At 41.4% G+C, this 13,954-nt stretch carries 11 protein-coding genes; 5 read left to right on the forward strand and 6 right to left on the reverse strand.

Annotated elements, in window-relative coordinates; genetic code table 11:
• Positions 1-62: 62 nt before the first annotated feature.
• Positions 63-431 carry a dihydroneopterin aldolase gene (locus AC07UV_RS12515; protein ID WP_282252589.1) on the reverse strand — a complete coding sequence of 123 codons (369 nt, stop codon included), beginning with the start codon at positions 429-431 and terminating at the stop codon, positions 63-65.
• 182 nt (positions 432-613) lie between these two features.
• On the opposite strand from AC07UV_RS12515, the gene AC07UV_RS12520 reads away from it, so the two are divergent.
• Positions 614-1,342, forward strand: a complete 729-nt coding sequence (locus tag AC07UV_RS12520; protein WP_282252587.1) for a 3-keto-disaccharide hydrolase — start codon at positions 614-616, stop codon at positions 1,340-1,342.
• 159 nt (positions 1,343-1,501) lie between these two features.
• Positions 1,502-3,679 (forward strand): S9 family peptidase, encoded by a 2,178-nt coding sequence (locus AC07UV_RS12525; protein ID WP_495184003.1) that lies wholly within the window; start codon positions 1,502-1,504, stop codon positions 3,677-3,679.
• Positions 3,680-3,763: 84 nt separating this feature from the next.
• Here the strand turns inward: AC07UV_RS12525 and AC07UV_RS12530 are convergent, their stop codons facing one another.
• A complete protein-coding gene (locus tag AC07UV_RS12530) occupies positions 3,764-5,329 on the reverse strand; it encodes a M20/M25/M40 family metallo-hydrolase (protein WP_495184004.1) in 1,566 nt (521 codons plus the stop codon).
• 150 nt (positions 5,330-5,479) lie between these two features.
• Entirely contained in the window at positions 5,480-7,168 is a 1,689-nt protein-coding gene (gene asnB, locus AC07UV_RS12535) for an asparagine synthase B (RefSeq protein ID WP_495184005.1), read from the reverse strand.
• Positions 7,169-7,405: 237 nt separating this feature from the next.
• On the opposite strand from asnB, the gene AC07UV_RS12540 reads away from it, so the two are divergent.
• Together AC07UV_RS12540 and AC07UV_RS12545 are read left to right on the forward strand one after the other, a co-directional pair.
• Positions 7,406-7,981, forward strand: a complete 576-nt coding sequence (locus AC07UV_RS12540; protein ID WP_495184006.1) for a Crp/Fnr family transcriptional regulator — start codon at positions 7,406-7,408, stop codon at positions 7,979-7,981.
• 222 nt (positions 7,982-8,203) lie between these two features.
• The gene (locus AC07UV_RS12545) at positions 8,204-8,665 is read left to right on the forward strand and encodes a VOC family protein (RefSeq protein WP_495184007.1); all 462 of its coding nucleotides are present in this window, start codon (positions 8,204-8,206) and stop codon (positions 8,663-8,665) included.
• 142 nt (positions 8,666-8,807) lie between these two features.
• Here the strand turns inward: AC07UV_RS12545 and AC07UV_RS12550 are convergent, their stop codons facing one another.
• The 3 genes from AC07UV_RS12550 to AC07UV_RS12560 all read right to left on the reverse strand — a co-directional run bounded on the left by AC07UV_RS12550 (position 8,808) and on the right by AC07UV_RS12560 (position 12,146).
• Complete coding sequence (locus AC07UV_RS12550; protein WP_282252581.1) at positions 8,808-9,143, reverse strand: HopJ type III effector protein; 336 nt, start codon at positions 9,141-9,143, stop codon at positions 8,808-8,810.
• Positions 9,144-9,216: 73 nt separating this feature from the next.
• The gene (locus AC07UV_RS12555; protein WP_495184008.1) at positions 9,217-11,055 is read right to left on the reverse strand and encodes a UbiD family decarboxylase; all 1,839 of its coding nucleotides are present in this window, start codon (positions 11,053-11,055) and stop codon (positions 9,217-9,219) included.
• 221 nt (positions 11,056-11,276) lie between these two features.
• The gene (locus tag AC07UV_RS12560; RefSeq protein WP_282252578.1) at positions 11,277-12,146 is read right to left on the reverse strand and encodes an NAD-dependent epimerase/dehydratase family protein; all 870 of its coding nucleotides are present in this window, start codon (positions 12,144-12,146) and stop codon (positions 11,277-11,279) included.
• Between the two features lie 535 nt (positions 12,147-12,681).
• Between AC07UV_RS12560 and AC07UV_RS12565 the strand changes: the two genes are divergently transcribed.
• The gene (locus tag AC07UV_RS12565; RefSeq protein ID WP_495184009.1) at positions 12,682-13,938 is read left to right on the forward strand and encodes a deoxyribodipyrimidine photo-lyase; all 1,257 of its coding nucleotides are present in this window, start codon (positions 12,682-12,684) and stop codon (positions 13,936-13,938) included.
• Positions 13,939-13,954 lie beyond the last annotated feature (16 nt).

The following is a 13,954-nucleotide window of genomic DNA, read 5'->3' on the forward strand; positions in this document are numbered from 1 at the left end:
TTATACAATGGATCCACAAATTTAGGCTGGTATTTCAAACTTTTGCTGGTCCAGTTTGAAAATTAATCATTCAGGTATTTCAAACCAACCTGCGAATAGGATAAATCGCCGCCAAAAGGTGGATTCGATTTGCGAATGACAACCTCGATCATTTCGGCATGCGGCACCCCTAACCGAATCTGTTCCAATATTTCCGCAGCTGCAGATTCCAGCAGTTTCCGTTTGGGCTGCATCACACGTGCAGTGATCTGGTATAGTTCTTCATAGTTTAGCGTATTACGCAAATCTTCGGTTTCTGTATTATGAAAAGGGAAAGAGACATCAATAGACACAAAAAATTCATTCCCGAGAATCTGTTCTTCCTCGTAATAGCCAATTGGCGCATAAAAACGCGCTTCTTTCAATGAGACTGTCTGTAAAATGGTTGCCATGCACAAACCTAAGCAAATTGTTCCAAATCAAAAAACCTACACTTTCAACGAATTCAATAGCATCAGACCAGAGCAAAAATCTCGTCAGCCAAAAGCAGACACTTAAATAGATCCTATTTTAAAATTATAATTGTATATAAAAGCAAATTTTCCTAAGTTTAAATACACCAAAAACCCAACAGATGAACTTTTCTTTATCTTCGGCACTAAGCCTGGCGATCTTATGCGGTTCCAGCGCAATCCATGCCCAAACAAATATGAAACCCAGCGATACAGAATATTACAAACCTGTTCCGCCAACAGTAACACTTAACAAGGGAATCCCAAGTGATGCCATTGTTCTTTTTGACGGTAAGGATCTGAGCAAATGGAAGAGCGAAAAGGGAAATGCAAATTGGACAGTAGCCAACAATACGCTTGAAGTAAAACCTGGAACTGGAAATATCGAGACAACCGAACATTTCGGTGACTTTCAGCTCCATATTGAATGGAAGAGTCCCGAGCTAATCAAGGGTGAAGGACAAGGCAGAGGGAATAGTGGCATTTTCCTGCAGGGGCTCTATGAAATCCAGGTATTGGACAACAATAACAATCCGACCTATGTTAATGGTGGTGCGGGAAGTCTTTACAAACAACGTCCGCCGTTGGCTCAGGTCATCGTAACGGACAAATGGCATGTGTACGATATCATCTACAAGGCTCCCCAGTTTAACAAAGACAGTCTATTGATCAGCAAAGGCACAGTCACTGTTCTCCATAATGGCGTCCTTGTCCAGAATAACACCCAGATTGATGGCACAACAGAGTACATAGGACTTCCGAAACAACTGAGCCATGGTCCCGGCCCCATTATCCTGCAAGATCATGGTGATCTGGTCCAGTTTAGAAATATCTGGCTCCGCAAACTATAGATCGACACAACAATTTCAGTTAGACAAGCAACAATTCTGTACTAGGTTTTATAGGGCTATTTCCCTAATTTAGCCCTATAAAATTTAAAAGCAAACTCCATCATAAGGACAAAAAAACACTTATGGTCGGCTCAGCATCATTAAAAATAAATTATTCTAATGAAAAGAATTGCGCTATTCTTCTTGTTGGCAAGTGCCTTAACCAGCCATGCCCAACGAAACCTTAATTTGGAAGAAACGGTATTCGGACCGCGCACCTATGCGCCAACATCGATTACCGCAGCTTCCTGGATACCGAAATCAAACAGCCTCTCTTACCTCGATAAATCGTATCAAAATCTGCTCTCCAAAAGTGCAGCAACCAATTGGACAGAGACTGGCTTGTTGTCTAAAAATGAGCTCGAAACAGCTTTAAAAGCTGCAATTCCAAACGAAACATTTAGCTTACGCATGTTTCCTTACGACTATAAATGGCATGATGGCAATTCACTCTTGCTCCAGGTAGATGGCAAAGATAAGGTATATACAGTCGTCTATAATGTCAAGTCCAAAAATATCGAAAGTTTTATCGGCAACGATAGCCAAGGTGCTAACCGCGAACTAAGCACAGACCTTTCTAAAGTTGCTTATTTGGTGGACAATAATATCGCCATCGTTGACAAAAACGGAAAAGTAACGGCAGTAACCAACGACAGCGACAAAGGTATTGTAAATGGTAGTGATTATACCCACCGGCAGGAATTCGGCATAAAAAAAGGCATGTGGTGGAATGCTCAAAATGACAAGCTGCTCTACTACCGCAAAAATGAAACCATGGTCGCCAACTACCCACTCCCCCAATGGAGTCCGAAAGTTGCCGAAATCAAATGGATAAAATATCCCATGACAGGGCAAAAGTCGGAGGAGGTAACACTGGTTGTCTACAACAGTGTCACTGGACAAAAAGTAACCTTACAGACCGGAGATCATAGCGAACAATACCTGACCAGTGTAACTTGGGATCCTTCAGGCAAATTCATTTATGTAGGCGTTCTCAACCGCGGTCAAAATGACCTCAAGTTCAATAAATACAATGCTGAAACTGGAGCATTGGTTAAAACATTGTTTGAGGAAACCGCAACAACTTGGGTAGAGCCAGAAAATCCACTAACCTTCTTACCAAACACAGCGGATCAATTTCTTTACCAATCCGACAAAGATGGCTACAACCAGCTTTACCTCTACAATACGGAGGGAAAACTGATTAAAAAATTAGGTTTCAAGGATATTGTATTGGAAAACCTCTTGGAATTCTCGGCTGATGGAAACAAAATAAGCTATATCGGTGTCACCAATAATGGTATGGACCGTCAATTATTTGAGGTAAACCTCAAATCCGGAAAAACAGTACAGCTAACAAATGAATCGGGCATACACCAGGCATCTTTGAGTGGTGATGGCAAGTATATCTATGACCAATATAGTGACCTGAAAACACCAAACATGATCCAGATCAAGGAGGTCAAATCAGGCAAGGGAACTGTCCTGGTTAAAGCTGACAATCCATTCAGTGGAAAAATTAATAATCCAAAAATAGAATTTGTCCAACTGACTTCGGCTGATGGCAAATATCCACTGACCGGCCGTATCATCTATCCAAATGATTTTGACCCTGCGAAGAAATATCCGGTCATGTATTATCTGTATGGCGGTTCTCATTCGCAATTGGTTTCCAACAAATGGTTGGGTGGAGCAGGTTACTTTGATCTCTATATGGCCCAACAGGGATATATCGTTTTTACGATGGACAATCGCGGCACCAATTACCGAGGCCGTGATTTTTATACGGCTACCCACCGTAACCTTGGCCAAAATGAAATGGCCGATCAGCTTAAAGGAATTGAATTCCTAAAATCAAAATCCTTTGTCGATCAACAACGCATGGGGATCTTCGGATGGAGCTTCGGTGGATTTATGACGACTTCATTTATGTTACATCATAATGATATTTTTAAAGCCGCAGTCGCTGGAGGTCCAGTTATTGACTGGAAGTTTTATGAAGTAATGTATGGTGAGCGTTATATGGACACACCTCAGGAAAACCCTGAAGGATATAAACTGACATCCTTATTAAATAAGGCCGATCAGCTAAAAGGACGGTTGTTGATCATCCATGGCGCGCAAGACCCAGTAGTGGTACAACAAAACAGTATGGAGTTTTTGGAAGCCTGTATTAAGGCCGGGAAACAAGTCGATTATTTCTTATACCCTACTCACGAACATAATGTGATGGGCAAAGATCGCATCCATATGTACGAGAAAATTGCGGATTATTTTAATCAGCATCTAAAAAAATAAGCAGTAACAGCTCATCATACAAAGGCGCCTTTCTTTTCTGATTGGCGCCTTTGTGTTATTAAGAATAATCTGTTTAATAGTCCATTAATTACCACTTGTCCTTTTGGACTGTAAATTTGTTGGCCATGTCATTTGTTTACCAGTTTTATCCACAGGTAATACGATTTTCTCTCTTGACACCAATTCCGGCTCCTCACAAGCTAGGTAAGTTAATATCGCTACAATAATCGCATTCTGCTTGACCTCGTCGAAGACAATTTTATCGTAGGTATCCCGATTCGTATGCCAGGTTACTTTTCCATAATCCCAAGAAGTGGAAGAAAGGCCAAAGGCCGGAATTCCTTTTTGTACAAAAGAAGAGTGGTCACTTCCGCCTGTTCCCGGCATTCCCGGAAAGCTGGTCTGGATCTCGTTGCGAAATTCTTCGGGTAGATACTGTAACCAACGACCGATATATTCATACGCCTTTTCAAAACCACTGCCACCGATACGCACAATACGTCCCGTTCCATTATCCTGATTCCAGACGACCTGTATATTTTTGGCAATATCGGGATGATCTTCCACAAAAGCCGATGAGCCGTTCAAGCCTTGTTCCTCACTTCCCCAGTTGCCGATCAGGATCGTTCTTTTATTTTCGGGATATACTTTCCGCAGGATGCGAACCGCTTCCATCATCGTAATCACTCCCGTTGCATTGTCTGTCGCACCCGAAGCCCCATCCCATGAATCTAAATGTGCCGACAGAACTACATACTCATTGGGCTTCTCTTTTCCTTTGATCTCAGCAATGCTATTATAAGTCTTCGCTGTACCAAGTTCCTTGGATTTACCCTGCAAGAGTATACGAGGTTTGACGCCACGCACAGCCATACGGTGAAGGAGGCCATAATCCTCCAAAGCGATATTAAAAACAGGAATCTGCTTCGATTTCGCATCAAAAATCCGTGTAAGCCCCGGAAGCTCGGTCCAGTAAGAATCAATCACACCTACTGCTCCAGCGGTTTCCAATGCCAATGGCAGCGTACGTCGTGTACTTCCGGTGTAGGTCATACTAAGTTCCCATTGCTTGAGCTGCCCATTCTTTAAGGCCTGATATTTTTCATAGCTTTGGGCAGAGGCAGATTCCTTCCAGTTGGCATCCGACCGACCCGAGATCGGGTTCATGCCGATCAGGACAATTTTACCTTTTACCGTCTTTAACCAAGACTGAAAATCAGCCTGAGAACTAAACAAAGGCATCACCACCACTTCTGCTTCTACACCTTTTTCCTTTGTCGTCGGACTAAAGGCTAATTGCGTCCCTTCGAGTGATTTGATCCGTGGATAGGTCATCGTTACCGCTGAGGTTCCCCTTTCCCAGGAACGCCATTCTCCATAAGCTTCATTTCGTGCATCCGCACCAAGTGCGGTGTATTGTTTGACCACCCAGTCATGTGCCTGCTGCATCTGTGGACTCCCTACCAAACGTGGACCGATCATATCAACAAGTTCAAAAGCATAGTTTTCGAGCTGGGAATTTGCCTGGGCTTCCTGGACAATAGCCGCAACAACAGCATTTTTATTTTGTGCAAAAATTGCTGAGCTACTCAATAGCATAAGTGCCAGCCCAAAAGACTTCAAATTTCTTTGTTTAGTATATCGTTTCATTTGTAATTTAATTAGTTCACCATCCTGTAGGTTCGGCAGGATTGGTTTTTTTCGAAAATTACTAAAGATAATTCAAAAAACATATTCAAAAAAAATAGGGGTATCCTTGAATACCCCTATTACAACATTAGTATATGGTTGGTTGATTATCTACACAGCTTCTACTTTGGATTTTTCGTAGCTCTCCTGATGCACAGAGGCTACTGCTCTTCCAGATGGATCATTCAGATTTTGGAAAGAAGCATCCCAAGCAAGGGCTTCTGGTGTGCTACAAGCCACAGACTTTACCGATGGAACGGTCTGTGCAGCAGCAGAAGAAGGAAAATGCGATTCAAAGATTGTTCTATACAAAAACTCCTCCTTGTTCTTTGGTGTATTGATTGGGAAACGTTCGGCTGCTGCAGCAAACTCCTGATCAGAAACTTTGCTTTCTGCCTGTTCTTTTAAGGTATCTATCCAGCTATAGCCGACACCATCCGAGAACTGTTCTTTTTGACGCCAGGCAATGCTTTCCGGAAGGTAATCCTCGAAAGCCTTACGTACGACCCATTTCTCCATTTTACCCTCACGGATCATTTTATCGGATGGATTGATACGCATGGCAATATCCATAAATTCTTTATCCAGGAAAGGTACACGTCCTTCGACACCCCAGGCTGCTAGCGATTTATTTGCACGTAGACAGTCATAGAGGTACAGTTTTTTCAGTTTACGAACTGTTTCTTCATGAAACTCCTGCGCATTAGGTGCCTTGTGAAAATATAAATAGCCACCAAAAAGCTCATCGGATCCCTCACCAGACAACACCATTTTGATGCCCATGGATTTGATCACACGTGCCAGTAAGTACATCGGAGTCGAAGCGCGAATAGTCGTCACATCGTAGGTCTCCAGGTGATAGATTACATCGCGGATGGCGTCCAAGCCTTCCTGAATAGTGAAGTTGATCTCATGGTGGATTGTTCCAATATGATCAGCCGCCTTTTGTGCTGCGATTAAATCTGGCGCACCTTTCAAGCCAACGGCAAAAGAATGTAATTGTGGATACCATGCATCTTCTTTATCATCGGTTTCGATACGTTTGGATGCAAATTTTTTGGTCACCGCTGCAATCACCGAAGAGTCAAGACCTCCCGAAAGCAATACACCATAGGGAACATCTGACATCAATTGGCGATGTACTGCATCTTCCAATGCTTTACGCAATACAGCGATATCAGTCTCATTATCTTTCACCGTATCATAGCTTTCCCAATCGCGTTGGTACCAGCGCTGTGGTGTTGTACCTTCTTTACTATATAAATAATGCCCCGGAGGAAATTGTTCGATCGTCTCACAGAAACCTTCCAAAGACTTTAATTCAGAAGCGACAAACAGTTGCCCCTGTGCGTCTTTTCCATAATACAATGGGATAATCCCCATGTGATCACGGGCCACAAAAAATGAGTCATCACGTGAATCATATAACGCAAAACCAAAGATACCGTTCAACTCATCGACAAACGATGGCCCCTTGGCTAAATACAATGCCAATATTACCTCCGAATCGCTCTGTGTTGCGAACGCATAATCCGGAAGGCTATTCCTTAATTCATGGTGGTTATAGATTTCGCCATTTACAGCCAATACAACTTTGCCATCTGGACTGTACAAAGGTTGACTACCTGATTTCGGATCAACAATGGCTAGTCGCTCATGGGCCAATAAAGCTTTTTCGCCCGTAAATATGCCAGACCAATCTGGACCACGGTGACGAATACGTTTTGACATTTCCAATACTTGGGATCTCAATGAGTCTGCAGGTTGCTTCAATTCAAAAGCGCCAATAATTCCACACATATTATGAAAATTTTAAATATTTCGTTTTTACATTATGTTCTTGACACAAAGTAAAACAATTAAAAACTAATTTCATAATAATTTTTAATTTTTATTATGTTTTTACTAAAAAACATAATTCAAACAAATAAAATTAGCAACAAAACACCTATTTATTTACAATAATTACACAATGGACTAACAACACATTTAAAGATTTATCATTAAATTCACTTAGTAATCAAATAAACCAAGGACATGGATCTAATAGGAACTTTTTACAGTGACCTGGCACTTACGCCCGATGAACTGAATTCCATAAAAGAGAAACACGAGGCCATTACGATAAAAAAAGGTGATTTTATACTACACAAAGGGCAGGTTTCAAATGCCTACTTTTTAATAGAATATGGCCTTACACGATCTTTTTTGCACGACTACGAAGGCAACGAGGTCACGATCGGCTTTTGCAGCGACAACGATGTTGTTATTGAAGTTGCTTCTTTTTTTCAACGTACGCCAACGGTGGAAAATATTCAGGCGCTTGCGGACACCAAGCTTTGGAAAATACGATTTGAAGATCATCAGGAATTATTTCATCGTATTCCTGAATTTAGGGAATGGGGGCGTTCATGGATGGCAGCAGAACTGGTCCACAGCAAAAATAGGGCTATTGCCATGATCACCGAACCCGCGACCAGCCGATACCTGCGTTTGATCAAAGAAAAACCAATCCTGATCCAGCAGGCCCCTTTAAAACATATCGCCTCTTATCTCGGCATCACAGATACCTCATTGAGCCGTATCCGAAAAGAAATTGTTCACGGCAATTAAAGATTTTTCTTATCAGCGACGGTCTATTTTCAAATCTTGCCCTAAGGCAAGATTTTTATCAAAACTTCAGCTTAATTTTATCTTCACTTCCACAGACAGTCCCCTGGTTTACTGTCCATTGGAGGAACATTTAACAAGATAAGATAATGCGGATCTTTTATCAGCATGAATGTAAAAAGATACGCATCAAGAAATAATCAATATATTCAAAAATTAGAAATCATGGCAAAATTACACGCTTATTTAAATTTCGATGGTAACTGTGAAGAGGCTTTTACATTTTATGAGAAGATCTTTCAAACAAAAAATCCGGGATACATGCGTTATGGTGATATCCCCGCAGATCCACAAATGCCAGCAATTCCAGATGAGGCCAAAAACAAAATCTGTCATACCGCAATTTCCATCAATGGCGAGAGCATGCTTATGGGCGCGGATGTCGTTCCAGCTTTTGGCCAGCAGTACGTACAGGGCAATAATACTTATGTGATGTTGATGTGTGACAATGCTGAAGAAGCAAAAAACCTACATACGGCTTTAAGTGTCAATGCAAAAGTAGTGGAAATGCCTTTAGGAGAGACCTTTTTTGCGGAACTGTACAGTTCATTCCAAGATCAATTTGGCATCTGCTGGATGGTCTATTTCGGAGGTAGCAAAGACGAAGATTGCGAAAGCAAAGGTTAATAGACAGGTGCGCTGTACTATAAATTAGTTTACAAAAATAGGGGCTTCTTTCGAGGCCCCTATATATTTGATCGGATCCTGTACAAATCCTTCAAATGCTGTTGGCTTATATTTGACTTAAATGAATGATAACATTCCCGACTTATTTATCGGTCAGTACATCAGCCTCAAAAACAACCCCATCCCAGCCATTTTCCATAAACTGGCGGATATTTTGATGTCCCTCACCCGCGGGGCTATCCAATACATTCTGATAATGCTCCGCAAACAAAACCAAGGTATCTGCGACAGAAAGATCATTTAGTTTAGCGAAATACAATACTTTCGCACTCCCCTGATTTTCCGTTGCCGAGTTTTTCAGGTTTCCATTTTGAAACGACGTCGGATTATACGTGTACTGTTCTGCGATATGATCCAAAACTTCCTGAAACTGAAGCTGGCTTCCCTTTGACTTCGCTAATAATTCTTCTGTTTTCATCAGATTAAATTGTATGTGCTTTATACTAATTGTTTATTAAAGTTCTTTGTATTTAGCCTTTCCTACTGAATTTCTAAATAATTCCATGGAGCGAGCCACCTTTTGCTCCCAATTGATCAACCCGTTTTTCAACAGCTTCATCTTTAATCAATGCTGGTGCATGATGCGGTTTAGTGCGTGCGTCAATAATAATCGGTCCTTCACAGCCCCAATGTTTGAACGTAGTAAAGCTTTTGATTCCATAGATATCAAATGCTGGGTTACTCCGCGTAAAGGTTGTCCAGACGAAGTTATTGACTGTCTCGGCTGTAAAACTGGCATCGTCGCACAGTACCAGCAGCGGAAAACCTTCCCATGCCAACCCTTCAGCCGCACGGCACCACTCTTGGATTATCGCAGCTTCATCTCCATAGGACGTAAAAGCCTTTCCATCGATAGCCAATACACCCGGCATCACAAACTTCGCTTGGTTGAAAGGCCTTGGCAGATCAAAATTTGCAGGCAACTCCCGCGCAAGCTCCCTTTTCTTTGTTCCCGCAGCTGCAAATACGACCTTCGAACCCGCATTTAATCCATCACCCGAATAATCCAGGGTATCTATGGTCGTATTTGTCTGAAAATGAAGATCTCGCGCAGGATCAATTCGTTCCAGAATATGTCCTAAAAATGCTGGAATATTATAAATATCCAACTTGGGATTATCTTCATATGCCGAAATAAAAAGATATTTGGCCAAACTCAGTTGGTTTTTTCCAAGAATCTGATTGGCAATGGTTAAAATCTCCTGCGGACGGTCCACTCGTTGATAAGGTGTGTAGCGCTCTGATCCTATCGCAAACAATAAGGGATGCACTCCTGCCGCGTCCACCGCATTGACGGCATGCAGACCGGAGATTTCCTGAGGAATTGCGGCCCCTGTGATTTCGTGAATAAGTGCTCCAAAGCTAGTATCTTCCTGTGGTGGTCTCCCAACTACTGTAAATGACCAGATCGGATCTTTCTTATGGTATACATTATGCACCTTCATCAACGGAAATGGATGTGTAAGACTATAATAGCCTATATGATCACCAAAAGGTCCCTCCGGTTTATTCTCATTGGGATAAACAGTCCCCGTGATCACAAAATCCGCATCCGCCGAAATACAAAAACCTTCCTCATCGTAAAAATAACGGAACCTTCTATTGCCTAAAGCCCCAGCGAAGATCATTTCAGAAAGGCCTTCTGGCAGAGGCATGACCGCAGACAAGGGATGCGCCGGCGGGCCACCCACAAAAATACTTACCTTAAGTGGCACACCAAGTTCATTGGCCTTTGTCTGATGAATACCGATTCCGCGGTGCAGCTGGTAATGCAATCCTATTTCTCGGTCTGGGATATAATCGTTGCCTGAAAGCTGAATCCGGTACATCCCCAAGTTGGCTTGCATAATTCCAGGTTTATTTACATCTTCCGTATAGACCTGTGGCATGGTGACAAAAGCACCGCCATCCATTGGCCAATTGACGATTTGAGGAAGCTTGCTGATGCTTGTTTTACCATGTAGAATCGGAGCGCCAGACTTCTTTTTCCAAGGTAAGGCACCTAAAGCAGTCATGGATGAACCGATATATTGAAATGGATTTTTTAGCACAGCAGCCGGATTCATCTTGACATCCACCAATTTTTTAAGATGATCCAACGAATCACGAAACATAAACTTCGAACGGTCCAATGTACCAAAGAGATTAGATACAGCGGGAAATTCTGAACCTTTGATATTTTCAAAATACAATGCTGGTCCCTCGACATCAAACACCCGCATATGAATTGCAGCCATTTCGAGGTAAGGATCGACTTCCTCTTTAATCCGGATTAAATGGCCATGTTTTTCAAGATCCGCAACACATGCTGCTAGACTATTGTATCCCATATATTAAATCTGTATCAACGCGTTAATCCACAAATTTAACAGAATAATTTAGAAGTAAATAATTATTCACCCCTGTTTATCTCCATTGGGACTATAAATGCTTTAGATAAATATCAAAAGTTCACAAACCAAAAAAACTCCATTACCGACAGGCACAAAAAGCATTGAAAGGATAAGCATATTACAGGTTTCCGTTGGCTGTTAGACCATGCAGAAAAAAATTAGGTATCCATACTGACATAGGCTTTCAGCGGTGTAAATTCAAAGGCCTGGACTTTCTGCCAGGTTGAATTGTCCACATTTTTTTCATAATAGAGCACCCGTCTAAACTCATCAATATCTTCCTTATTGATATCGTTGAACCGGCTCAGCAATAGCTTCGCAAAAAATTTATTTACGCCAATCTCGCGCTTTTGTGTATCGGAAGTATAATTGAGAAATTGATAAAACAAGCTTCTAAACGTTACCTCTTCATGTCCACCAAGGTAAATCACCTCAGATATAAAGTTGCCTTCCCAGGGCATTTCCCGAAGCCAGCGGTAGACATCCAATAAAGGTAAGGGATGAAATTTAAGCGAGGCCACCCAATTCCAATAGAATATGGTCTGCCGTTTGGCCAACTTGCTAAAAATTCGGTTCAGTACACTTTCCTTTCCGATGACACTGCTTTTGACCACAATGGTATACTGTACACGTAAAGCTTCCAATAGATTCCGAACAGGCTCTAAAAAATGCTCATCCATCAGCCTGGCCACATAGATCACGCGGTTATTACCCGCCCGCTTACAGATTTCAACAAAATTACGAAGACCTAGCAGTTCCAGCTGAAGCTGAATATCGTTATCCAGGGTAGGAACCTGTGTAAAATAAATCCCAAAGTTCACATCACTGATCTTAAAATTATCATAAGCGGGTCCTTTCCGCAACAAATCAAGTTCAAAAAGCTTCGCTGTCACTTTCTCCTTCACGATTTTATTAAAAATAGATAAGTTTCGCACCAAACCTATAACATCAAAATCCTTCGTTTGTAAATAACATGACGCCCGTCGTCCCAAATAGGTATTTAGCCCACTAATTAAAACCTTTTTCATTCTTATAATTATTTCTGAGCACTCGCTTTCAATGGTATAAATGTGCTAATTACAGCTTTTTTTATTCTTCTTCTTAAGGCGGTCATACAACTACCTTCTGTGGTTTTAACGATTAACCAAACAATAAGCTGGATCTCATTTTAACTGTCCTATAGATTGCAAAAGCCCATGATGGTTTTCTCTTCAAATACTTTGACTAACTACGATCATAATTTCCTAATTTTAGAACAGAGAAACCTCAAATAAGTTTAACACTATTTTTATTTTTATAATTAGAACAACTTGTTTTCTGTCGATATAGGAGCAATCATCGATCGTTTAGGCTATTTTCCACGTATGACTTAAGCAAATGAAGCTGTTGTCAGAAATTTATTACATACAGCGATTTTGTCTAAAACCACTTCTTTGTCCTTTTTATGTCAATTCACGCCTAAATATTTTCACAAACACAATATCCTTATATATTTGTAAATCTTCTGAAAATAGGCTGCACTAAAAAGTATTTATCTTCACCTCTATGGACAAAAGGGCTACAATGATCTGGTTTAGAAATGATTTAAGACTTCATGACAATGAGGTATTTTATCAAGCCTCTGAGAAGAGTTCCTTCATCATTCCTGTCTATTGTTTTGATCCCCGTTATTTTGACCGCAATCAATTTGGTAATTTAAATACTGGTGTACTGCGTGCAGCATTTGTGATCGAAGCCGTCACTGCCTTAAAAGAAAAATTAAAAAGCCATGGAAGTGACCTACTGACCTATATTGGCAAACCGGAGGATATTATCCCGCGTATTGCCCAAAAATATCAGGTCAATGAAGTCTATCACCATCGGGAAGTTGCACTGCGCGAGACCTCTATTTCCGAAAAAGTAGAGAGTGAGCTCTGGAATAGCAAAATCAACCTCCGCCATTTTATTGGACACACACTTTATCATAAAGAAGATCTCCCTTTTCCGATCAAGGATATTCCGAATGGATTTTCCGTTTTCAAGAAAAAGGTGGAACGTGAGAGTACGGTACGCCAACCGATTCCTTTCCCCTCAAATTTCCTGACTCCCCCGCATCTGGAAGACACCAAGATCCCCACGTTGAAGGACCTAGGCTATTCAGATGAGGAGATCAAATCTGTTGATGACATCTATATATTGGGAGGAGAAGATACTGCATTGAGTATTATGCATTCGGTATTGTCCACTTATCCAGAAACGGAGCAGGATCCTGTCATATTGGGTCCTTTTATCGCTGCTGGAGCTTTATCCCCAATCCTTCTTTACAACAACATTAAGAAATTGGGCGAAGGAAAAAAAGATAAACGATTCGAAAAAATAATAGACATCTTACTTTGGCGGGATTATTTCCGTTTTATGCTCAAAAAATATCCAAATGTATTTTTCAAACCGCTGGGTTCAAAAAACAGTACTACGGTAGATATCCCGGCGTTAACGGTGAATGAGGATCTATTCGAAAAATGGAAATCCGGTCAGACAGCGGATGATTTTATCAATAGCACCATGATACAGTTGAAAAAGACGGGTTATATCCCCTATCAGGCGGGATTGATCGCCGCCAGTTATCTGGTGCATGAGTATCAGGTCAATTGGTTAAAGGGAGCATCCTGGTTTGAAGAACAGCTTTTGGACTATTCTCCAGCCACCGTATACGGGCAATGGTCCCATGTCGCTGGCGTAGGCACAAGTGAAAAAGACAACAAGGCTTTGGATTGGCAGAAATTGATCAAAACCAACTTCCCAAATGGGCTTCCAAAATTGGATGAATTATTCGCTAAATAAATCTTCGGCAGAAATA

It is taken from the genome of Sphingobacterium sp. GW821-FHT03E03, assembly GCF_059420745.1.

Excerpts from the sequence above, each read along its gene's own strand:
- AC07UV_RS12515 (WP_282252589.1), bottom strand. The coding sequence starts at position 431 with ATGGCAACCATTTTACAGACAGTCTCATTGAAAGAAGCGCGTTTTTAT.
- AC07UV_RS12520 (WP_282252587.1), top strand. The coding sequence starts at position 614 with ATGAACTTTTCTTTATCTTCGGCACTAAGCCTGGCGATCTTATGCGGT.
- AC07UV_RS12525 (WP_495184003.1), top strand. The coding sequence starts at position 1,502 with ATGAAAAGAATTGCGCTATTCTTCTTGTTGGCAAGTGCCTTAACCAGC.
- AC07UV_RS12530 (WP_495184004.1), bottom strand. The coding sequence starts at position 5,329 with ATGAAACGATATACTAAACAAAGAAATTTGAAGTCTTTTGGGCTGGCA.
- asnB (WP_495184005.1), bottom strand. The coding sequence starts at position 7,168 with ATGTGTGGAATTATTGGCGCTTTTGAATTGAAGCAACCTGCAGACTCA.
- AC07UV_RS12540 (WP_495184006.1), top strand. The coding sequence starts at position 7,406 with ATGGATCTAATAGGAACTTTTTACAGTGACCTGGCACTTACGCCCGAT.
- AC07UV_RS12545 (WP_495184007.1), top strand. The coding sequence starts at position 8,204 with ATGGCAAAATTACACGCTTATTTAAATTTCGATGGTAACTGTGAAGAG.
- AC07UV_RS12550 (WP_282252581.1), bottom strand. The coding sequence starts at position 9,143 with ATGAAAACAGAAGAATTATTAGCGAAGTCAAAGGGAAGCCAGCTTCAG.
- AC07UV_RS12555 (WP_495184008.1), bottom strand. The coding sequence starts at position 11,055 with ATGGGATACAATAGTCTAGCAGCATGTGTTGCGGATCTTGAAAAACAT.
- AC07UV_RS12560 (WP_282252578.1), bottom strand. The coding sequence starts at position 12,146 with ATGAAAAAGGTTTTAATTAGTGGGCTAAATACCTATTTGGGACGACGG.
- AC07UV_RS12565 (WP_495184009.1), top strand. The coding sequence starts at position 12,682 with ATGATCTGGTTTAGAAATGATTTAAGACTTCATGACAATGAGGTATTT.